Source organism: Streptomyces sp. NPDC104814 (genome assembly GCF_055583185.1).
This window is the reverse complement of the sequence record NZ_JBVJOL010000016.1, coordinates 35,982-55,409: the sequence shown is the minus strand read 5'-3', so window position 1 is coordinate 55,409 and position 19,428 is coordinate 35,982. Positions and strand designations below refer to the sequence as shown.

18 protein-coding genes are annotated in these 19,428 nt (G+C 74.7%); 9 read left to right on the top strand and 9 right to left on the bottom strand.

Annotation, left to right across the window (positions count from 1 at the left end):
- Positions 1 to 6: 6 nt before the first annotated feature.
- The 3 genes from ACZ64A_RS34950 to fxsA all read left to right on the top strand — a co-directional run bounded on the left by ACZ64A_RS34950 (position 7) and on the right by fxsA (position 3,673).
- Positions 7 to 1,608: an amidohydrolase gene (locus ACZ64A_RS34950; protein WP_469815965.1), complete on the top strand. Its 1,602-nt coding sequence runs from the start codon at positions 7 to 9 to the stop codon at positions 1,606 to 1,608.
- Positions 1,609 to 2,132: 524 nt separating this feature from the next.
- Positions 2,133 to 3,059, top strand: coding sequence for a polyprenol monophosphomannose synthase (locus tag ACZ64A_RS34945; protein WP_469815964.1), 927 nt, complete (start codon positions 2,133 to 2,135; stop codon positions 3,057 to 3,059).
- Between the two features lie 47 nt (positions 3,060 to 3,106).
- Positions 3,107 to 3,673 (top strand): FxsA family membrane protein, encoded by a 567-nt coding sequence (gene fxsA, locus ACZ64A_RS34940; RefSeq protein ID WP_469815963.1) that lies wholly within the window; start codon positions 3,107 to 3,109, stop codon positions 3,671 to 3,673.
- Between the two features lie 132 nt (positions 3,674 to 3,805).
- On the opposite strand, the gene ACZ64A_RS34935 is transcribed toward fxsA, so the two are convergent.
- The 4 genes from ACZ64A_RS34935 to yczE all read right to left on the bottom strand — a co-directional run bounded on the left by ACZ64A_RS34935 (position 3,806) and on the right by yczE (position 7,329).
- The gene (locus ACZ64A_RS34935; protein WP_010357981.1) at positions 3,806 to 4,180 is read right to left on the bottom strand and encodes an RNA polymerase-binding protein RbpA; all 375 of its coding nucleotides are present in this window, start codon (positions 4,178 to 4,180) and stop codon (positions 3,806 to 3,808) included.
- 278 nt (positions 4,181 to 4,458) lie between these two features.
- Positions 4,459 to 5,805 carry an MFS transporter gene (locus ACZ64A_RS34930; RefSeq protein ID WP_469815962.1) on the bottom strand — a complete coding sequence of 449 codons (1,347 nt, stop codon included), beginning with the start codon at positions 5,803 to 5,805 and terminating at the stop codon, positions 4,459 to 4,461.
- Between the two features lie 58 nt (positions 5,806 to 5,863).
- Entirely contained in the window at positions 5,864 to 6,631 is a 768-nt protein-coding gene (locus ACZ64A_RS34925; protein WP_469815961.1) for a glycerophosphodiester phosphodiesterase, read from the bottom strand.
- Entirely contained in the window at positions 6,628 to 7,329 is a 702-nt protein-coding gene (gene yczE, locus ACZ64A_RS34920; protein WP_469815960.1) for a membrane protein YczE, read from the bottom strand. Before yczE ends, ACZ64A_RS34925 begins: the two co-directional genes overlap by 4 nt.
- A gap of 64 nt (positions 7,330 to 7,393) precedes the next feature.
- On the opposite strand from yczE, the gene ACZ64A_RS34915 reads away from it, so the two are divergent.
- Complete coding sequence (locus tag ACZ64A_RS34915) at positions 7,394 to 8,899, top strand: SCO1417 family PLP biosynthesis transcription factor (RefSeq protein ID WP_469815959.1); 1,506 nt, start codon at positions 7,394 to 7,396, stop codon at positions 8,897 to 8,899.
- Positions 8,900 to 9,166: 267 nt separating this feature from the next.
- On the opposite strand, the gene ACZ64A_RS34910 is transcribed toward ACZ64A_RS34915, so the two are convergent.
- Together ACZ64A_RS34910 and ACZ64A_RS34905 are read right to left on the bottom strand one after the other, a co-directional pair.
- Complete coding sequence (locus ACZ64A_RS34910; RefSeq protein WP_469815958.1) at positions 9,167 to 10,762, bottom strand: P-loop NTPase family protein; 1,596 nt, start codon at positions 10,760 to 10,762, stop codon at positions 9,167 to 9,169.
- 40 nt (positions 10,763 to 10,802) lie between these two features.
- Entirely contained in the window at positions 10,803 to 10,997 is a 195-nt protein-coding gene (locus tag ACZ64A_RS34905) for a hypothetical protein (RefSeq protein WP_469815957.1), read from the bottom strand.
- 334 nt (positions 10,998 to 11,331) lie between these two features.
- Here ACZ64A_RS34905 and ACZ64A_RS34900 point away from each other — a divergent pair, with 334 nt between their 5' ends.
- The 5 genes from ACZ64A_RS34900 to ACZ64A_RS34880 all read left to right on the top strand — a co-directional run bounded on the left by ACZ64A_RS34900 (position 11,332) and on the right by ACZ64A_RS34880 (position 17,005).
- Positions 11,332 to 11,724 (top strand): ankyrin repeat domain-containing protein, encoded by a 393-nt coding sequence (locus ACZ64A_RS34900; RefSeq protein WP_469815956.1) that lies wholly within the window; start codon positions 11,332 to 11,334, stop codon positions 11,722 to 11,724.
- Between the two features lie 324 nt (positions 11,725 to 12,048).
- Entirely contained in the window at positions 12,049 to 13,467 is a 1,419-nt protein-coding gene (locus ACZ64A_RS34895) for a HEAT repeat domain-containing protein (protein WP_469815955.1), read from the top strand.
- 411 nt (positions 13,468 to 13,878) lie between these two features.
- Complete coding sequence (locus ACZ64A_RS34890) at positions 13,879 to 15,006, top strand: glycosyltransferase family 4 protein (RefSeq protein WP_469815954.1); 1,128 nt, start codon at positions 13,879 to 13,881, stop codon at positions 15,004 to 15,006.
- Positions 15,003 to 16,160, top strand: a complete 1,158-nt coding sequence (locus ACZ64A_RS34885; protein WP_469815953.1) for a glycosyltransferase — start codon at positions 15,003 to 15,005, stop codon at positions 16,158 to 16,160. Before ACZ64A_RS34890 ends, ACZ64A_RS34885 begins: the two co-directional genes overlap by 4 nt.
- Positions 16,157 to 17,005: an SGNH/GDSL hydrolase family protein gene (locus ACZ64A_RS34880; RefSeq protein ID WP_469815952.1), complete on the top strand. Its 849-nt coding sequence runs from the start codon at positions 16,157 to 16,159 to the stop codon at positions 17,003 to 17,005. Before ACZ64A_RS34885 ends, ACZ64A_RS34880 begins: the two co-directional genes overlap by 4 nt.
- Positions 17,006 to 17,165: 160 nt before the next feature.
- On the opposite strand, the gene ACZ64A_RS34875 is transcribed toward ACZ64A_RS34880, so the two are convergent.
- From ACZ64A_RS34875 to ACZ64A_RS34865, 3 genes are read right to left on the bottom strand one after another with little or no spacing between them, the layout of a single operon-like run.
- Positions 17,166 to 18,047, bottom strand: coding sequence for a 5-oxoprolinase subunit C family protein (locus tag ACZ64A_RS34875; RefSeq protein WP_469815951.1), 882 nt, complete (start codon positions 18,045 to 18,047; stop codon positions 17,166 to 17,168).
- On the bottom strand, positions 18,044 to 18,670 hold the full coding sequence (locus ACZ64A_RS34870; RefSeq protein ID WP_469815950.1) for a 5-oxoprolinase subunit B family protein: 627 nt from the start codon (positions 18,668 to 18,670) through the stop codon (positions 18,044 to 18,046). Before ACZ64A_RS34870 ends, ACZ64A_RS34875 begins: the two co-directional genes overlap by 4 nt.
- On the bottom strand, positions 18,667 to 19,425 hold the full coding sequence (locus ACZ64A_RS34865) for a LamB/YcsF family protein (protein ID WP_469815949.1): 759 nt from the start codon (positions 19,423 to 19,425) through the stop codon (positions 18,667 to 18,669). Before ACZ64A_RS34865 ends, ACZ64A_RS34870 begins: the two co-directional genes overlap by 4 nt.
- Between the last annotated feature and the right edge of the window lie 3 nt (positions 19,426 to 19,428).

The window sequence follows — 19,428 nt, the reverse complement described above, 5'->3', positions numbered from 1 at the left end:
TTCCCCATGAGTGAGCGCACCCCCGAGCCGCAGACCGTCCTGCTCCGCCGTGGCGAGGTCCACAGCCCCGCCGATCCCTTCGCCACCGCCATGGTCGTCGAACGCGGCCAGGTCGCCTGGGTGGGCTCCGAGGGCGCGGCCGACGCCTTCGCGGACGGTGTCGACGAGGTGATCGACCTCGACGGCGCTCTGGTCACCCCCGCGTTCACCGACGCGCACGTGCACACCACCGCCACCGGCCTGGCGCTCACCGGCCTCGATCTGTCCGACGCGCCCTCGCTGGGGGCCGCCCTGACCGCCGTACGGGAGTTCGCCGCCGCCCGGCCGCACGACCGGGTGCTGCTCGGGCACGGCTGGGACGCGGCCCGCTGGGCCGACGGCCGCCCGCCCACGCGCGCGGAGCTGGACGAGGCGACCGGTGGGCGCCCGCTGTACCTGTCGCGCATCGACGTCCACTCGGCGGTCGTCACCACCGCCCTGCTGGAGCTGACCCCCGGCCTCGGCGCCCCGGACGGGCCGCTGACCGCCGACGCCCACCACGCCGTGCGCGCCACCGCCTTCGGCGCGATCACGCCCGAGCAGCGCACCGAGGCCCAGCGCGCGGCCCTCGCGCGCGCCGCGTCCCTCGGCATCGGTTCCGTCCACGAGTGCGGCGGGCCCGACATCTCCTCCGAGGACGACTTCACCGGCCTGCTCCGGCTGGCCGCCGAGGAGCCGGGCCCGCGGGTCGTCGGCTACTGGGCGCAGGCGGACGTCGCCAAGGCGCGGGAGCTGGGCGCCGTCGGCGCCGCCGGCGATCTCTTCGTCGACGGCGCCCTCGGCTCGCACACCGCCTGCCTGCACGAGGCGTACGCCGACGCAGCCCACACCGGCACCGCCTACCTCGACGCCGACGCGGTCGCCGCCCATGTCGTCGCCTGCACCGAGGCGGGCCTCCAGGCGGGCTTCCACGCCATCGGCGATGCCGCGGTGAGCGCCGTGGTCGAAGGCGTCCGCGCGGCCGCGGAGAAGGTGGGCCTGGCCCGCGTACGGGGCGCGCGCCACCGCGTCGAGCACGCCGAGATGCTCACCCCGGAGAACATCGCCGCCTTCGCCGAGCTGGGCCTGACCGCCTCCGTGCAGCCGGCCTTCGACGCGCTGTGGGGCGGCGAGGACGGTATGTACGCCCAGCGCCTGGGGGCCGAGCGGGCCCGCACGCTGAACCCGTTCGCCGCGCTGCTGCGCGCCGGTGTCCCGCTGGCCTTCGGTTCAGACAGCCCGGTCACGCCGCTCGACCCGTGGGGCACGGTCCGCGCCGCCGCCTTCCACCGCACCGCCGAGCACCGGGTCTCCGTCCGCGCCGCCTTCACCGCCCACACGCGCGGCGGCTGGCGGGCGATCGGACGCGACGACGCGGGCGTCCTGGTGCCCGGAGCCCCCGCCGACTACGCCGTGTGGCGCACCGACGCGCTCGTCGTCCAGGCCCCCGACGACCGCGTCGCCCGGTGGTCCACCGACCCGCGCTCGGGCACCCCGGGCCTGCCCGACCTCACCCCCGGCCGTGACCTGCCCGTCTGCCTGCGGACGGTGGTCGGCGGCCGCACGGTGTACGTAGGGCCGGGCGAGTGATCTACGGCGGCCGGGCGGCGGACCGGTGCCGTACGCCCCGCCGCCCGGCTGACCTGCGTATTGACGCCGTTCCCGCAGGTCGCAGGGCTGTTGACAGGCGGCGCCCCGGGGCCGATAGGTTCGGCGGAGTCCACCACCGGACGCCCGGTGCGGGAAACGTTCAGGCGCCGCAGCGCAGCTGGGTCAGGGACGGTGCAACCGGATCGGGAGCACCGCCACTGGGAGCCAGGCTCAGCGCAGCGCCGGCGAGGGAACGTTTTGGCCGCGCCGGGGAGGTGTGACCCGGGTGGGGCCCGGGCGCTCAGTAGACAACGGCTTTCGGTCGATCCGCAGCCGGCGGATCCCAGGTCGGCCCGAAGGGCGCCGGGCCCCCATCCGCCGCACGCACGCGTGCGAACGGACCCAAAACAGGCTCTCCTACCCCGAGTTTCCTCTTTGGACACCGGCATACGAACGTCCTGTCACGTCATAGCAGGCCGCGGCCACTATGGTGGTGCTCTGCGTACGGACATGAAGGGGCAGCAGTGAACGACGGCGACGGGACTTTCGAGGCGAAGGCCCAGGGGAGGAAGTTCGGTCCGCTCGGCACGGCCTTGGTGATCATTCCGACCTACAACGAGGCGGAGAACATCAAGAGCATCGTCGGCCGGGTGCGGCAGGCGGTTCCCGAGGCGCACGTTCTCGTGGCCGACGACAACAGCCCGGACGGCACCGGCAAGCTGGCGGACGAGCTGGCCGCCGAGGACGACCACGTGCACGTGCTGCACCGCAAGGGCAAGGAAGGCCTCGGCGCCGCCTATCTGGCGGGCTTCCGCTGGGGGCTGGAGCACGGCTACGGCGTACTGGTCGAGATGGACGCCGACGGCTCCCACCAGCCCGAGGAACTGCCTCGCCTGCTCACCGCGCTCAAGAGCGCCGACCTGGTCCTCGGCTCGCGCTGGGTGCCCGGCGGCCGCGTGGTCAACTGGCCGAAGTCCCGCGAGTTCATCTCCCGCGGCGGCAGCCTGTACTCGCGGCTGGCGCTCGACCTTCCGCTGCGGGACATCACGGGTGGCTACCGGGCCTTCCGCCGCGAGACCCTGGAGGGCCTGGGCCTGGACGAGGTCGCCTCGCAGGGCTACTGCTTCCAGGTCGACCTGGCGCGCCGCGCGATCAAGGCCGGCTACCACGTCGTCGAGGTGCCCATCACCTTCGTCGAGCGGGAGCTGGGCGACTCCAAGATGAGCCGCGACATCCTGGTCGAGGCGCTGTGGCGGGTCACGGCGTGGGGCGTGGGGGAGCGCGTCGGGAAGCTCACGGGGAAGGCGAAGCCGGCCGGCCCGTCGGCGGACGAGCCGGCCAAGCCGCCGGCGGCCGCGCCGGAGGAGCCGGCGACGGGCGGACCGGTGAAGGGTGAACCGGCCAAGGGCGAGCCGACCACGGGTGAGCCGCCTGTGGGCGGGAACGCCTGATCAGGGCTCTTATCCGGAGCTGAGCCGGGGCCAGGCACACTGGAGACATGACGACTGGCGCTCCGACCTCTTCCTCCTCCCGCAACTCTGGCCGGACCCGCCGCTCGCGGCTGCGCACCGCCCTGCCGCTGGGCGTCGCCGCATGGCTGGTGCTGGAGATCTGGCTGCTGACCGTCGTCGCCGGCGCGTCGAACGGGTTCGTGGTCTTCCTGCTGCTGCTCGCCGGCGTCGTGGCCGGCGCCGCGGTGGTCAAGCGGGCGGGGCGGCGCGCCTTCCAGAACCTCAACGAGGCGCTGCAGCGGGGCGGCTCCCCGGCACAGCGAGGCGGCAACGGCTTCCTCATGCTGGCCGGCCTGCTGCTGATGATCCCGGGACTGATCTCGGACGCGGTGGGCCTGCTCCTGCTGGTCCCGCCGGTCCAGAAGGCCGTCGGCCGCTACGCCGAGCGCACCGTGGACCGCACCTTGCGCGCGGCGGGCACGGGCGGTTTCGGTGACGTCTTCCAGCAGGCCCGCATCCACCGCCCCGACGGCAAGGTCGTCCAGGGCGAGGTCATCCAGCACGACGAGCCGGGCGACACCCCGCAGGACCGCCGCCCCCCGCTGACCCGCTGAGCACGAGGCCGACCCGCTGAGCACGAGCCCCGAGGGGCCCCACGCACAACAGACCGCGGGCGCCGTACGTCAAGACGTACGGCGCCCGCGGTCAGTAACGCGCGCTGTGTACCGGTCCGAGCCCCGCAGGGACTACGCGGACTTGCGGCTGTCCCGGGGATGAACCGCGAGGTTCATCGCACCGGAGCGCAGAACGGCGAGCCGCTCCTCGAGGACCTCTTCGAGTTCCTCTCGGGTCCGCCGCTCCATCAGCATGTCCCAATGCGTACGCGCGGGCTTGGCCTTCTTCTCCTCAGGGCCGTCGCCATCCACGAGGAGTGCCTGGGCTCCACAGACCTTGCACTCCCACTCCGGCGGGATCTCCGCCTCGACCGAGAAGGGCATCTCGAATCGATGCCCCTTCTCGCATGCGTACTCCACGGCCTGGCGCGGGGCCAGGTCGATGCCGCGGTCCGTCTCGTAGCTGGTCACCACGAGGCGCGTGCCGCGAAGAGCTCGCTCACTCATGAATCGTGCCTCCCGGGCTTGTCGCCCACAGGACAGGTGTCGCTGTCGTCGTCATCCGGTCAACGTCCGGTCGGCGGTAAAGATTCCCGTCCCGATGTCCCGATCCGGGTCATGCGTCGCCGTCGTGCCGCAGCCTTGTCAACCAGTGCAGTACCCACCGACGCCCGGTTTGTCACGTCTGATCGGAGATGTCACCTAGCGCCTCGTCGCCTTTGACGCGCAGTAACGGTACGCCTGGCAGGCCAAACGCGTACACTACCGCCCTTTCACCCCGAGTGCTAAATCCTCTCGGGAACCGGGTTGCCCGCGTCGCCGATCGCCCGCCGCACCGGCACGCGCGCGAGGAGCACGAAACCGATGACGAAGAACGCCACCAGCGAGATGATCGCGGACCGGTAGCTGCCGGTCAGCTGGTAGGTGACGCCGAAGAGCAGCGGGCCAAGCCAGCTCATCCCGCGGTCGCTCAGCTCGTACGCCGAGAAGTACTCGGCCTCCTTGCCCGGCGGCACCAGGTGGGAGAAAAGGGAGCGGGACAGCGCCTGGCTGCCGCCGAGGACCAGACCGATCCCGGCCGCCAGCACGAAGAAGAACACCGGCGCCTTCGCCGGCAGGAAGTACCCCGCGCCGAGCGTGACCGTCCAGGCGATCAGCGAGCCGAGGATCGTGCGCTTCGCCCCGTACGTCCGGGCCAGCCGGCCCATGCCCAGCGCCCCCGCGACCGCGAGCACCTGGACCAGCAGCACGGCCGTGATCAGCGTGGACTGGCCGAGGCCCAGTTCCTCCGAGCCGTACACCGACGCCTGGGAGATCACCGTCTGGATGCCGTCGTTGTAGACCAGGTAGGCGAGCAGGAAGGCGACGGTCAGCGGGTGGCGGCGCATGTCGCGGACCGTCGCCGCGAGCTGCCGCATCCCCGGCAGGGCGGCCTCGCGCCGCGCCGTGCGGCGGTCGCGCAGCCGCGCGAGCGGGACGAGCGTGAACGCGCCCCACCACAGCCCGGCCGAGGCCAGACAGATCCGCACGGCCATGGTCTGCGAGACGCCGAAGCTGTCGTGGGCGGAGTAGAGGACGAGGTTGGCGATCAGCACCAGGGAGCCGGCCGCGTACCCGAAGGCCCAGCCCCGGGAGGAGACCGCGTCGCGTTCCTCGGGTCCGGCGATCTGCGGCAGATAGGAGTTGTACAGCATCGTTCCGACGGACTGGGCCGCGTTCGCCACCACCAGCAGCACACCGCCGAGCAGATAGCGGTCGCCGGACAGGAAGAACATCCCCGTCGTCGCCGCCGCGCCCGTGTACGCGGCCGCCGCCAGCAGCGGCTTCTTCCGGCCGGTGCGGTCGGCGGCGGCCCCCACCAGCGGCATCACCAGCACCGCCACGATCACCGACAGGGACACGGCGTAGGCGAAGAAGGAGCCGGCCCGGACCGGGACGCCCAGCGGATGCACGTACCCGTCCGCGTCGGCGGCCGCCTTCGCGACCGACGTCAGATACGGCCCCAGGAACACGGTGAGCACGCTCGTCGAGTAGACCGAGCACGCCCAGTCGTAGAAATACCAGCCGCGCTGTTCGCGCCTGCGGTCCGTGGCGTCGTCCGCCCCCGCCCCGCGCACGGTGTCGATGTCCACCCGTGCCCTCGCTTCCCCGCCGAAGGTAGAGCGCGCCGCCCGGGCGGGCGCCGGTCGGTCAGACCCAGACGCCGCGTTCCTCCATGACCTTGCGCAGTGTGTCGATGTGATCGGTCATGATGCCATCGACACCCAGGTCCAGGAGCCGGTGCATGCGCTCGGGTTCGTTGACCGTCCACACGTGCACCTGCAGCCCGTGCGCGTGGGCGAAGCGGACGAAGCGCCGGTCCACCACCTGGATCCCCGACTGCACCTCCGGCACCTGCGCGGCCACCGCCGAGCGGCGCAGCGCGGCCGGCACGCCCCAGGAGCGCAGCCGCAGATTGAGCACGCCCCGGGTGCCGTAGGAGGTGGCGAGCTTCGGGCCCGCGAGGTGCTGGGCGCGCACCACGCGCGCCTCGGAGAACGATCCGAGACAGATCCGGTCCCAGGCGTTCGTCCGGGCGATCAGGTCCAGGAAGGGGTGCAGCGCCGCCTCGGCCTTGACGTCCACGTTCCAGCGCACCCGGGGGAAGGCCTCGAGCAGCTCCTCGAAGAGGGGTACCGGCTCCGTGCCCTGCACGCGCGCGCGGCGCACCTGCGTCCACGGCAGGTCGGCGATCCGGCCGGCGCCGTCCGTGACCCGGTCCAGCGTGGCGTCGTGGAAGGCGACGAGCCGGCCGTCCTTGGTGGCGTGCACGTCGGTCTCGATGTACCGGTAGCCGGCCTCCACCGCCCGCCGGAACTGCGCCAGGGTGTTCTCCAGGCCGTCGGCCGCGCCCCCGCGGTGCGCGAAGGCCAGCGGGCCCGGATGGTCGAGGTACGGGTGGCGTATGGACGTCGTCACGGACGCAGTATCGCCCGAGTGGGTGACCCCGTGGCAACGACCGTGCTGCCCTGCGGTGTCCGCGGTGTCTGCGGAACGGCGAACACCCGGAGGAAGAACTGCGCGAGCGGGCCGATGGACACCGCGTACAGCAGCGTCCCGGCGCCGAGGGTGCCGCCCAGGGCGAACCCGGTGACCACGACCACCACCTCCACCACCGTGCGCATCAGCCGGATCGAGCGGCCCGTGCGCCGGTGCAGCCCGGTCATCAGCCCGTCGCGCGGGCCCGGACCGAAGCGGGCGGCGATGTACAGGCCGGTCGCGACGCCGTTCAGCGCGATCGCGGCGGCCAGCAGCGGGACGCGGACGGCCAGGGCGTGCGCCGTGGGGACGGCCGCGAGGGTGCCGTCCATGGCCAGGCCGATGACGAAGACGTTGGACACCGTGCCCAGGCCGGGGCGCTGACGCAGCGGGATCCACAGCAGCAGCACCGCCGCGCCCACGACGATCGACACCACACCCATGCTCAGCCCGGTCAGCTCGGCGAGGCCCTGGTGGAGCACGCCCCACGGCTCCAGGCCGAGGCCCGCGCGCACGAGGAGCGCGGAGCTGGCGCCGTAGAGGACCAGCCCGGCGTAGAGCTGGATCAGCCGCCGGGGCAGGTGGCGTGGTGGTGTGGACACGAGGGCCCCCTGGGTGGTGGTAGTGGCCTGACACATGACACCCTGTGGCGTGGAAGCACACGCTCTCCATGGCCAATTCGGGGAAGGTGGACTGATCGGCATGGCCCAGTGGACCTCTGCGGTGGGCGCGGCGCAGCTCGCCCGGCTGCTCAAGTCGCAGCAGGACCGCCCGGCGGGCCCCGGCACCCGCCGGCCCCCCGCCTACCGGGCGCTGGCCGACGGCATCCGCCTGCTGGTCCTGGAGGGCCGCGTCCCGGTGGCCGCCCGCCTGCCCGCGGAACGCGAACTGGCCCTCGCCCTGTCCGTCAGCCGTACGACGGTGGCGGCGGCCTACGAGGCGCTGCGCACCGAGGGCTTCCTGGAGTCCCGGCGCGGGGCCGGCAGCTGGACCGCCGTCCCGGCCGGAAACCCGCTGCCCGCCCGGGGTCTGGAGCCGCTGCCGCCCGAGGCGCTCGGCTCGATGATCGACCTCGGCTGCGCCGCGCTGCCCGCGCCCGAACCGTGGCTGACGCGTGCCGTCCAGGGCGCCCTGGAGGAACTCGCGCCCTACGCCCACACGCACGGCGACTACCCGGCCGGGCTGCCCGCGCTGCGGGCGATGATCGCGGAGCGGTACACCGCGCGCGGCATCCCGACGATGCCCGAGCAGATCATGGTGACCACCGGCGCGATGGGCGCCATCGACGCCATCTGCCACCTCTTCGGCGGCCGCGGCGAGCGCATCGCCGTGGAGTCACCGTCCTACGCCAACATCCTGCAGCTGATGCGGGAGGCGGGCGCGCGGCTGGTGCCGGTCGCGATGGCCGAGGGGCTGTCCGGCTGGGACCTGGACCGCTGGCGGCAGGTGCTGCGCGATGCCGCGCCCCGCATCGCCTACGTCGTCGCCGACTTCCACAACCCCACCGGCGCGCTCGCCGACGAGGAGCAGCGGCGGCGACTGGTGGAGGCGGCCCGTTCCGCGGGGACCGTGCTGGTGGCCGACGAGACGATGACCGAGCTGTGGCTCGACGACGGTCTCGAGGGGGCCATGCCGCGGCCCGTGTGCGGCTTCGACCCCGCCGGTTCGACCGTCATCACCGTCGGCTCGGCCAGCAAGGCCTTCTGGGCGGGAATGCGCATCGGCTGGGTGCGGGCCGCACCGGACGTGATCCGCTCCCTGGTCGCCGCCCGCGCCTACGCCGACCTCGGCACGCCCGTGCTGGAGCAGCTCGCGGTGAACTGGCTGTTCAGCACCGGCGGCTGGGAGGAGGCCGTGCGGCTGCGGCGAGCCCAGGCCCGGGAGAACCGGGACGCCCTGGTCGCCGCGGTGCGCCGGGAGCTGCCGGACTGGGAGTTCGAGGTGCCCCGCGGCGGGCTGACGCTGTGGGTGCGCGCCGGGGGACTGTCCGGGTCGCGGCTCGCCGAGGCGGGCGAGCGGGTCGGCGTACGGGTCCCGTCGGGGCCGCGCTTCGGCGTCGACGGGGCCTTCGAGGGGTTCGTCCGGCTGCCGTTCACGGTCGGCGGCGCGGTCGCCGATGAGGCGGCGGCCCGGCTCGCGGCGGCGGCGCGCCTGGTGGCCAGCGGCGGGGCCGGGGGCGCGGAGGCACCGCGCACGTTCGTGGCCTGAGCGGGCGCGGGAGTACGGCCCGAGCCGGCTGTGGGCGGCAAGGCCGGTCGATGCCGTTCGGCAGGCCGCGGTCGGCGGGCGTACGGCCTGTCCCGGCGGTGGGCACGGGCCAGTCGGTGTCGGTCGGCCGGCCGCGGTCGACTCGTGTCCACGTCGCACTCGTGGAGCCGGACATCGCTCAGGAGCGGAGGCGCCGGTGCGGGTACGGCGCAGGCGCCGCACGCGTGCGTGGCGTGCGGCGCCTCCGGCAGGCGTAGGGCCCTGGGGCTACGCCTGTTCCACCACCGCGGGCTCCGTGGTGAGCGGCTCCTCCGGAACGTCCTTGTCCATGGGGACCTTCTCACCGTCCGCGGGGGTCGTACGCGGCGGCAGCAGGTCCAGTACGGCCTGCCGGTGCGCGTCACTGGTCGCGTCGTCGTACGGGTCGGGGGTCGCCGGCACCTGCAGCCGGTGCACCGGGCCGCTGCCCAGGCGGGCGTAGCCGCGGCCGGGCGGGACATGGGCGAGGGGCGTGGTGCACGGGGGCGCGCCCAGGACGGCCTCCAGCTGGGCCGGCGTCGCCGGGCCCAGGGCGACACGCGCGCGTGTGTGCTGCCGTACCGGGTCGCTCAGCGCTTCCAGGCTGTCGAACTGCTCGGCGATCACCACGGTGACGTTCGCCGCGCGGCCGTGTCGCAGCGGTACCTGGAGCAGGGCCTCCGGGTCCTTGCGGCCGTCGGCGGCGGCCAGCGGCGCGAACGTGGTCGGCCGGTCGAGCAGGACCCACAGGGGGCGCCGGGTGTCGTCCGGCGGCGGGTGCCCCTCCTGGCGGGCCCGGTTGGCGGCGATCAGCCGGCGCTCGGTCTCGGTGGCCGCCCACTCCAGGCTGGCCAGCGCCCCGCTCAGCCCGCACTCGACGGCCAGCACGCCGTCCCGGCCGGTCAGGCAGGCGTACTCGCCGGTGCCGCCGCCGTCGACGATCAGGACGTCGCCGTAGGGAAGGGCCTGGAGCGCGATGGAGCGCAGGAGGGTGGAGGCGCCGCTGCCGGGCTGGCCCATGACCAGCAGGTGCGGCTCGGTGGAGCGGATGCCGGTGCGCCAGATGACGGGCGGCATGTCGCGCTGCTCGTCGCCGAAGGAGAGCGGGAGGGTCCGCTGGACCTGGAGGGAGTCCGTGAACCCGAGGACCGTCTCGCCCGGTGTGGTGACGAACCGCTGGGCGGCGATGCCCGCGGGCAGCGGCGCCAGCACGCTCACCGTCAGCTCGTTGCCCTCCTCGTCCCACGCGAAGTGGTACTCGCGGCCGCGGCCGGACTTCGCGGTGAGGAGCTGCTCGACACGCGCGCGTGCCTCGGCCCTGCCGTCCGGGAAGTACGCCGGGTAGCGGATCTGGAGGTGGGTGATCCGGCCCGAGCCGTCGAACTCGTGCGCCGGGAAGGCCTTCTCCCACTCGCCGCCGTGCGCGTACAGCGGCGCCGGGTCCTCGGCGGTGGAGAAGTACGGCACCAGGGCCTCGTACAGCGCCTTCAGCCGTTGCGTCTGCGACTCGTCCGGGCCCTCGGGTGCCGGGGGTGTGCGGTCACGGCCCTGCCAGGCTGCCGCCGCCATCAGCGTGATGACGGCGAGCAGCAGGCCGTACGGCACCAGGGCCACGGCCAGGATCACCGCGGCCACCATGAACAGCAGCTGGCCGCGCTTGTCCTTCGGGGTCTCGGCCCATCTGCGCCGTCCGGCCGAGGCCAGCCGGCGCAGACCGCGGGTGATCGTGATCAGCGGATGGAGGACGTCGGTGGCGCTGTCCGCCGCCGTCCGGGCCAGCTCCCGGCTCCGGGCGATCTGCGCGCTGCCTGTGCTCAGGATGCGGGGGAGGGGGCGCCGGGCCACTGCTGCCTCCTTGTGGTGCGTACGGGCGGGGAGGACGGCGTCAGAACCTGATGCCGCCGAGGAGACCGGCCAGGCTCTCGCCGCCGGCCTTGATGCTGGGCGCGATCGCCGTGCTGGCCAGGTAGAAGCCGAACAGCGCCGAGATCAGCGCGTGCGACGCCTTGAGGCCGTCCTTGCGGAAGAAGATGAAGACGACGATGCCGAGCAGGACGACGCCTGAGATGGACAGGATCATTTGAGCTCTCCTGGTGTTCGGTGGGGACAGTCACCATGAGTACTTCCAGGCTCACAGCATGTATCTATACGATTAAAGGTGCAAACGGGGGAAATTCCCACGATTTCCCTCGCTCGGCGGAGCGTCGGCTGGGCTGTCCGAGCAGGACAATTGGCGTCGAACGGGCCTGTCGGTGATCTTTGCCGCCTGTGGCGCCCGACAGGGGAGCGACGAGCCAGTACCCTGGCGATTCACTCGTACGGCCGCACCGCTCGCGGTCGTACGCCGCCTCCGCGGCCGCGGAGGCGGCACCCCGCAGCAGTCCCCAAGAACGCAGTGAGAGGCGGTCCGGCCGATGACTGAAGCCCCCGACCCCGAGGTCGTGGAGCTGGCGACCAAGATCTTCGATCTGGCCCGGCAGGGGCAGACGGAGCCGCTCGTGGCCTATGTCGACGCGGGCGTACCGGCCAACCTCACCAACGACCGCGGCGACACCCTCGTGATGCTCGCCGCCTACCACGGCCACGCCGACACCGTCCGTGCGCTGCTCACCCGCGGCGCCGAGGCCGACCGCGCCAACGACCGCGGTCAGACCCCGCTCGCCGGCGCCGTCTTCAAGGGTGAGGAAGCCGTCATCAGGGCCCTCCTGGAGGGCGGCGCCGACCCGGCCGCGGGCACCCCCTCGGCCGTCGACACGGCGCGCATGTTCGGCAAGACCGAGCTGCTCGAACTGTTCGGCGCGGCCTGAACACACCCGCTGCGACCAGCGGGAACAAGGATTTTGACCAGATAGGACACCGACCACGGGGGAGGCGGTAACAGGCCGCCGGAAATTTCGGTCGCGGTGGGCGGAACCGCCGGGTCATCATGACGTCGTGATTCACGGACGCGATGGCCGGGCAGGTGATGCCGCACCGCGCGGGCCGTGATGCGGCCCGCATGGGCCACCGACGAGAGGCAGAGAGAGATGGTCTACAGCAAGCAGGAAACGGCGGGCGCCCCGACGTGTTGTCACGCGGCCAGGTAATGCACGTCCCCGGTTGCGTCGACGCTTGATGTGAGGCTGTTTCCCATGTTCGATCCGGTCATAGCGCCCAGTGGTACGCTGCTCGGCCTGCTCCAGCGGGGCCGCGGCGACGGCACACTCCACGCGCTCACCGCCCCCCGGGCCGAGGCGCTCGCGGCACTGAACCACTGCGTGCTGCGCGACCCCCGCCACGACTGGCAGGTGGAGAACCGCTCCCTGTACTACGCCCGTCTCTTCCTCGATCTCGGTGGCCAGCTGGACGAGATCGAGGCCCACCTCTTCGACGTCGAGGACGTCTTCGACACCGACGAGTCCCGCACCGGACTCGCCCTGGCCGTGCTCGGCCACCTCGCCTCCTACGGCCGCCGCGACGCCCTCGATCTGCTGCGCCGCTACGCCGCCACCGGCTCCAACTGGGCCTGGGCGCTCGACGAACTCGCCCTGCGCGACGACGACGCCGGGCTGCGCGCCCTCGCCGCACCCGTCCTCGCCCGTTTCACCACCGACGCCGAGGGCGAGGCGGCGCTGGCCACCGTCGTACGCGACGCCTTCGAACCCCGGCCGTGGCGGCTGTGGGCCGAGGACCAGCGGGCCGACATCGCCGCACGCGTGCGTGCCGCGCACGAGGCCGGCTCGTTCGACCGCTGGCAGCGGCAGATGCGGCCGACCGGGCCCCGGCCCGGATGGAGCGTCGCCGCGGTCCTCGAATGGGCCCAGCAGGGCGTCGAACGCGGCGCCGCCCTCCATGTCCCCGCCGCGCGCTGCCTCGCCGCCGTGGCGGGCCCGGAGGACCGGCCGGAGATCGTGCGGGCCGCGCTGGACGGCACCGAGGGAGCCCGGTGCGCCGCCCTGCGCTACCTCGCCGACAGCAACGATCCCGACGCCCTCGACCTGATCGAGGCCGCTGCCGCGGGCGGCACCGCGCCCGTCGTCGAGGCCGCCGTCGACGCCTTCGAACGCATGCGCGCCGTCGCCGCCGTAGACCGGGCCCGCGGCTGGGCCCGCCGGCCCGACGCGCTCGGCGCCGCCGCCGGACGCGTCCTCGCCTGCCGGGGCGGCGCCCAGGACAGCGACCTCGTCCTCGGCGCCCTGCGCGAGGCCGTACGGGGAGAGGGCTGCGACGCGCCCACCCTGTGGACCCTCGTCGACGGCGCGGGGCGCCTCGGCATCGCCTGCGCCGCACCCGTTCTGCGGCACGTCTACCGCGAGACCGCCTCCTCCCATCTGCGCGGCCGCTGCGCCCGCGCGCTGGCGGCCACCGACCCCTCCTTCGGCACCGGCTTCGCCGTCGAGTGCCTGTGGGACTGCGAGGAGACCACCCGCGAGATCGCCGCGCGGCACGCCGAGACGGGCGACGCGCGCGTGGTGGAGCGCCTGCGCCGGCTGGCCGCGGACCCGGCGGAGGAGGACGAGGTCCAGACGGCCGTACGCAGCCGCATCGGACCGGACGCGTCGGCGGTGTGACACCGGGCGACGGGGGACAGCTGGGACGGGCAGGGCGTCGACCCTGCGGGGTCGCAGGGCGAGGCGTCCGGCCGTTGCCCCCTGAGGGGGGCCTGCTGTGCGGACGCGATGGGACCTGTCTCGGGCCGCTGCGCGGTTGCCGTCGTGCGACTCGCCGGACGGGCGCGACTCGCCGGGCGGGTGTGACGCGCCAGGCCGGGTGCGATCCGCCGGGCGGGTGTGACGCGCCAGGCCGGGTGCGATCCGCCGGGCGGCCGCGGCCCGGCGTGTGAACGCCGGGTGACCCTTACTTCAGGAGCGCGTGGCCGGTTCCCGGCCTGCTCGGGTGCGGAGCGCAACGCTCACAGGACGTTCCTCGGCCGGAAAGATCCACGTTGACGCGGCCACGTCCGGCGCGGCGACAACACACGTATGCGTGTCGTCATCGTGACCGAATCCTTTCCCCCCGACGTGAACGGCGTGGCCCACTGCGCGCTCCAGACCGCCCGGCACCTCGTCGCCCGCGGTCACGCCCCGCTCGTCGTCGCGCCGGCCCCCGCCCCGGGGACCAGGCCCGACGCGTCCGCCCCCTGCCCCGTCGTCCACGTCCCCTCCCTCCCGCTCCCCGGCTACCCCCAGGTCCGCGTCGCCCTCCCCAGCCGGCGCCTGGCCTCGACGCTCGCCGAGCACCGCGCCGACCTGGTCCACCTGGCCGGCCCCTTCGTCCTCGGGGTGCGCGGCATGGCCGTCGCCGCCCGGCTCGGCATCCCGGCCGTCGCCGTCTACCAGACCGACCTGGCCGGATACGCCCGCACCTACATGGGCGCCGGCGAGGCCGCCGCCTGGCGGCGCATCCGCTCCGTGCACGCCGCGGCCGACCTCACCCTCGCCCCGTCCACCGCCGCCCTGCGCGACCTGGACGAGCACGGCGTGCCCCGGCTCAGGCTGTGGCCGCGCGGCGTGGACACCGTCCGTTTCCGCCCCGACCGCCGCGACGAGGCGCTGCGCCGTGAACTGGCCCCCGGCGGCGAGGTGATCGTCGGCTACGTCGGCCGGCTCGCCCCCGAGAAGCAGGTCGAGCTCCTCGCCGGGGTGTGCGGCCTGGACGGTGTGCGGGTGGTCGTCGTCGGCGACGGACCCAGCCGTTCCGGTCTGGAGGAGGCGCTGCCCGGCGCCGTGTTCCTGGGCCGCCGTACCGGCGACGACCTCGCCCGGATCTTCGCTTCCCTCGACGTCTTCGCCCACACCGGGCCCTTCGAGACGTTCTGCCAGACCGTGCAGGAAGCCATGGCCAGCGGCGTGCCGGTGCTCGCGCCCGCCGCCGGCGGCCCGCTGGACCTGGTCGCCCACGGGCACACCGGGCTGCTCTTTCCGGCGGGTGACGCCACCGCCGTACGGGAGGGCGTACGGGCCCTGGCCGCCGACCCGGCCCGGCGCACGGCCTTCGGAGCCGCCGGGCGGGCCATGGTCGAGGGCCGCACCTGGACGGCGGTGGGAGACCGGCTGATCGGCCACTACGCCGATGTCCTGGCCGCGCGCAGGCCGGTGGTGGCGGCATGACCGGCCTGCGGATCGTCCGGCTCGCGAACTTCGTGACCCCGGCCTCCGGCGGCCTGCGCACCGCCCTGCGTGAACTGGGCAAGGGCTACCGGGCCGCCGGGCACGAGCCCGTCCTGGTCGTTCCCGGCGAGACCGAGAGCGAGAAGGAGACCGAGCAGGGACGGGTCATCACCCTGCCGGGGCCCTTGCTGCCCGGCACCGGCGGCTACCGGGTCCTCACCGACAGGCGGCGCGTGGCCCGGCTCCTCGACGAGCTGGCCCCCGACCGCCTGGAGGTGTCCGACCGTACGACGCTGAGGTGGACCGGCCGGTGGGCGCGGCGCGCGCGGGTGCCGGCCGTGATGGTCTCCCACGAGTCCGCCGACGGGGTACTGCGCACCTGGGGCCTGCCCGGGGGCGCCGCCCGGCGTGCCGCCGACGCGCTCAACATCCGCACCGCGCACACGTACGCGCGCGTGGTGTGCACGACGGAGTTCGCCGAGCGCGAGTTCGTCAGGATCGGCGCCCGCAACGTCGTACGCGCCCCGCTCGGCGTCGATCTGGCCGAGCGGCACCCCGCGCTGCGGGACGCGGGCGTGCGGGCGGTGCACGCGCGTGGGGACGAGACGCTGCTGCTGATGTGCTCGCGGCTGTCCGTGGAGAAACGCCCCGGCACGGCCCTGGACGCACTGGAGACGCTGCTCGGGCGCGGTCGCCGGGCGGTGCTCGTGGTGGCCGGGGACGGTCCGCTGCGCGCCCGGCTCGAACAGCGGGCGCGGGAGCGGCGGTTGCCGGTCACCTTCCTCGGACACGTCGCCGACCGCCGGGACCTGGGCGTGTTGCAGGCGTCCGCCGACGTGTGCCTGGCGCCCGGACCCGCCGAGACGTTCGGTCTGGCCGCCCTGGAGGCACTGGCCTGCGGCACGCCCGTCGCCGTCAGTGCGTCGTCCGCGCTCCCCGAGGTCGTCGGATCGACGGGCGCCACCGCGGCCGACCACGGCGGCGCTTTCGCGGACGCCGTGGAGCTGCTGCTCGCGCGGCCCGCGCGGGAGCGCCGGGCGGCGGCACGCGCGCGTGCCGAGTGCTTCGGCTGGCAGCAGGCCGTGGACGCGTTCCTCGCCGCCCACGACGTGCCCCTCGCTCCGCGGCCCACGGTGCCGGAGGGCGTGGCATGAGACCCGTGCGGTTCGCGGCCCTCGGCGACTCGCTGACCGAGGGCGTGGGCGACCCGGTCGTGGGCGGCCGGCGCGGCTGGGCCGCCCTGCTCGCCCCGTCCCTGGCCGTGTCGCCCGTGGACTTCACCAACCTCGCGGTCAGCGGGGCGCAGACGCGGGACGTGCTGGAGAAGCAGTTGCCGGCCGCGCTCGCCCTCCGCCCCGACCTGGCATCGGTCGTGATCGGCGTCAACGACACCCTGCGCCGCACCTTCGACATCCACGAGGTGGCCGCCCGCCTCGACACCGTGTACGGCGCCCTCACCCGGCACGGCGCGACGGTGCTCACCGCCTGCCTGCCCGACCCGGGCACGATGCTGGGCCTCCCGGGCGCCCTCGCCCGGCCGCTGGCCCGGCGCCAGCACGCCGTCAACACCGTCGTGCACGCCCTGTCCGACCGGTACGGCACGCTGCACCTGCACGCCGGCACGGGGGAGTGGACCAGGGACCGCGCGATGTGGAGCGCGGACCGGCTGCACCCCGGCGAACGCGGCCACCGGCAGCTCGCCGTCCGCTGCCACGCCCTGCTGGCCGGGGCGGGCCTGGCGAACGGTCCCGCGCCCTCGGCCGAGCCGGAGCTCCCCGCGCCCACCCGCGCGGCGAGCCTGCGCCGGCTGGCCACCGCCGGTACCGGCTGGGTGGCTCGTCGCTGCACCGACCTGCTGCCCCAGCTGCTCGCCCTCGCCGCCGAGGAACTGCGCCACCGGGCCCGGGGCACCGCCGCCCGCCTCGACCTGCGCACCTCGGCCGCGGTCTCGGCGGCCCTGGCGGCGGTGTCGGTGAGGGAGGTGGAGGAAGCGGCGTAGACCTTCGCCGGCCGCACATCGGCGAGGAAAGGGCGCCGCGCTCGCCGGTCGCCGCATCGCCAGGAGACGCCGCCGCGCCGGCCCGGGGCGGAGCCGCCGGTACGTGTGGCCCGCCCGCTCGGCCTCCCTGGCAAACACGTCGCCGCCGCAGCCACGCCTTCTACCGGCGGCGTACCGCCACGAACCGTACCGGCGTCCCGGGTGCGGCCTGTGCCGCGGCCGGGAGGTCGGCGGGGCGGACGACGCCGATCACCGGGTAGCCGCCGGTGGTCGGGTGGTCGGCGAGGAAGACCACCGGGCGTCCGTCGGGCGGCACTTGGACGGCGCCCAGGACCATGCCCTCACTGGGCAGTTCGCCCGGGCGCGCGCGTTCGAGGGACGGCCCCTCGGTGCGCAGGCCGATGCGGTTGCTCGCGGCGGAGACCCGGTACGCGCGCGTGGTGAAGACGCGCACCGCCTCCGGCGTGAACCAGTCGTCACGTGGCCCCAGCGTGACCCGCAGCACCAGCTCGGACGGCGGGCCAGGCTGCGGAGCCACGTCCACGCGCGTGTACGGCACCGTCGCCCGGCCCGGTTCCGGTCCGAGGGCGAGCACCGCACCGTCGGCGAGCGGCGCCGGCCCGAGCCCGGAGAGCAGGTCGGTGGAGCGGCTGCCGAGGACCGGCTCGACCGCCACACCGCCGGAGACGCCCACGTAACTGCGTACGCCGCGCACCGCCGGGCCGACGTCCAGCAGCGCCCCGGCGGGCACCCGGACCGGAGCTCCCCAGGCGGCCGGCCGCCCGTCCACGGTGACCCGGCAGGGCGCGCCGCCGACGGCCACGGTGACCGCGCAGCGCGGCCGCAGGGCGCAGCCGGTCAGCGTCGTCTCCAGGACGGCGGCCTCCGGCGGATTGCCGGTCAGCCGGTTGACCAGCCCGGCGGCGGCCGCGTCGAGCGCCCCGGAGCGCGGCACGCCGAGATGCGCGTGCCCGGGCCGCCCCCGGTCCTGCACGGTCGTCAGCGCCCCGGCCCGTACGACGGCGAGCGCGCGGTCCGTCATACGCCGTCCACCCCGCCCACGGGCACGAACCGCACGCGCGTGCCCGGCGCGAGCAGCGCGGCCGGCACGCGCGCGGGGTCCCACAGCACGGCGTCCGTCGTCCCGATCAGCTGCCAGCCGCCGGGGGAGGAGCGCGGGTAGATCCCGGTGTACGGCCCGGCCAGCGCCACCGAACCGGCCGGGACGGCCGTGCGCGGAGTGCCCCGGCGCGGCATGTCGTAGCGGGAGGGCAGTCCCGTGAGATAGCCGAAGCCGGGGGCGAAGCCGCAGAACGCCACCCGGAACGCGGTCGCCGCGTGGATGCGCGCCGCCTCCGCCGCGTCGACCCCCCAGTGCGCCGCGACCTGCTCCAGGTCCGGGCCGTCGTAGCGGACCGGGATCTCGACCACCTCACGCGCGCGTGCGGGAACGGGCGGCACCTCCGCCTGCGCCAGCTGACCGGCCACGCGGTCCGGCTCCGACAGCCCGTCGAGCAGGACCGTGCGCGCCGCCGGGACGATCTCCCGCACGGTGAGCAGCCCCTCGGCGCGCCGGCGCACCAGCTCGGCGTGCAGGGCCTCGGCCTCCTGACCGGAGGTCACCTCGATCAGCAGGGCGTCGTCGCCCACGGGCAGCGCCCTCACGCGAAGGCCTCCACCCGCACCCCGGCCTCCTCCAGCCGCCGGCGCACCCGGCGGGCCAGCTCCACCGCGCCCGGGGTGTCACCGTGCAGGCACAGGGAACGCGCGCGTACCTCGATCCGCGCCCCGGAGTGCGCGATGACCGTCCCGGAGCGGGCGAGGCTCACCGACCGTTCCACCACCGCCTCGGGATCGGCGATCACGGCACCGTCCCGGCCACGCGGGACCAGGGTGGCCTCGTCGGTGTAGGCGCGGTCCACGAACGCCTCGGTGACGACGGGCAGCCCGGCCTTCTCCGCCCTCTCCAGCAGCCGCGAGCCGGGCAGTCCCAGCACCGGCAGCGCCGCGTCGGCGAGCAGCACCCCCTCGACGACGGCCTGCGCCTGCTCCTCGTCGCGCACCACCCGGTTGTACAGCGCGCCGTGCGGCTTGACGTAGGCCACGCCCGCCCCGGCCGCCCGAGCGAACACCTCCAGGGCGCCGATCTGGTACGCCACCTCGGCGGCCAGTTCGGCGGGCGGCACGTCCATCGCGCGCCGCCCGAACCCGGCCAGATCCCGGTAGGAGACCTGTGCGCCGATCCGCACCCCGCGCTCGGCCGCCAGCTCGCACACCCGGCGCATGGTGACCGCGTCCCCGGCGTGGAAGCCGCAGGCCACGTTGGCGCTGGTGACGACGGACAGCAGCCGTTCGTCGTCGGTCAGCTCCCAGCGGCCGAAGCCCTCGCCGAGGTCGGCGTTCAGATCGATGGAGGTCATGGA

Excerpts from the sequence above, each read along its gene's own strand:
- ACZ64A_RS34950 (WP_469815965.1), top strand. The coding sequence starts at position 7 with ATGAGTGAGCGCACCCCCGAGCCGCAGACCGTCCTGCTCCGCCGTGGC.
- fxsA (WP_469815963.1), top strand. The coding sequence starts at position 3,107 with ATGACGACTGGCGCTCCGACCTCTTCCTCCTCCCGCAACTCTGGCCGG.
- ACZ64A_RS34935 (WP_010357981.1), bottom strand. The coding sequence starts at position 4,180 with ATGAGTGAGCGAGCTCTTCGCGGCACGCGCCTCGTGGTGACCAGCTAC.
- yczE (WP_469815960.1), bottom strand. The coding sequence starts at position 7,329 with ATGTGTCAGGCCACTACCACCACCCAGGGGGCCCTCGTGTCCACACCA.
- ACZ64A_RS34915 (WP_469815959.1), top strand. The coding sequence starts at position 7,394 with ATGGCCCAGTGGACCTCTGCGGTGGGCGCGGCGCAGCTCGCCCGGCTG.
- ACZ64A_RS34905 (WP_469815957.1), bottom strand. The coding sequence starts at position 10,997 with ATGATCCTGTCCATCTCAGGCGTCGTCCTGCTCGGCATCGTCGTCTTC.
- ACZ64A_RS34900 (WP_469815956.1), top strand. The coding sequence starts at position 11,332 with ATGACTGAAGCCCCCGACCCCGAGGTCGTGGAGCTGGCGACCAAGATC.
- ACZ64A_RS34895 (WP_469815955.1), top strand. The coding sequence starts at position 12,049 with ATGTTCGATCCGGTCATAGCGCCCAGTGGTACGCTGCTCGGCCTGCTC.
- ACZ64A_RS34890 (WP_469815954.1), top strand. The coding sequence starts at position 13,879 with ATGCGTGTCGTCATCGTGACCGAATCCTTTCCCCCCGACGTGAACGGC.
- ACZ64A_RS34885 (WP_469815953.1), top strand. The coding sequence starts at position 15,003 with ATGACCGGCCTGCGGATCGTCCGGCTCGCGAACTTCGTGACCCCGGCC.
- ACZ64A_RS34880 (WP_469815952.1), top strand. The coding sequence starts at position 16,157 with ATGAGACCCGTGCGGTTCGCGGCCCTCGGCGACTCGCTGACCGAGGGC.
- ACZ64A_RS34875 (WP_469815951.1), bottom strand. The coding sequence starts at position 18,047 with ATGACGGACCGCGCGCTCGCCGTCGTACGGGCCGGGGCGCTGACGACC.
- ACZ64A_RS34865 (WP_469815949.1), bottom strand. The coding sequence starts at position 19,425 with ATGACCTCCATCGATCTGAACGCCGACCTCGGCGAGGGCTTCGGCCGC.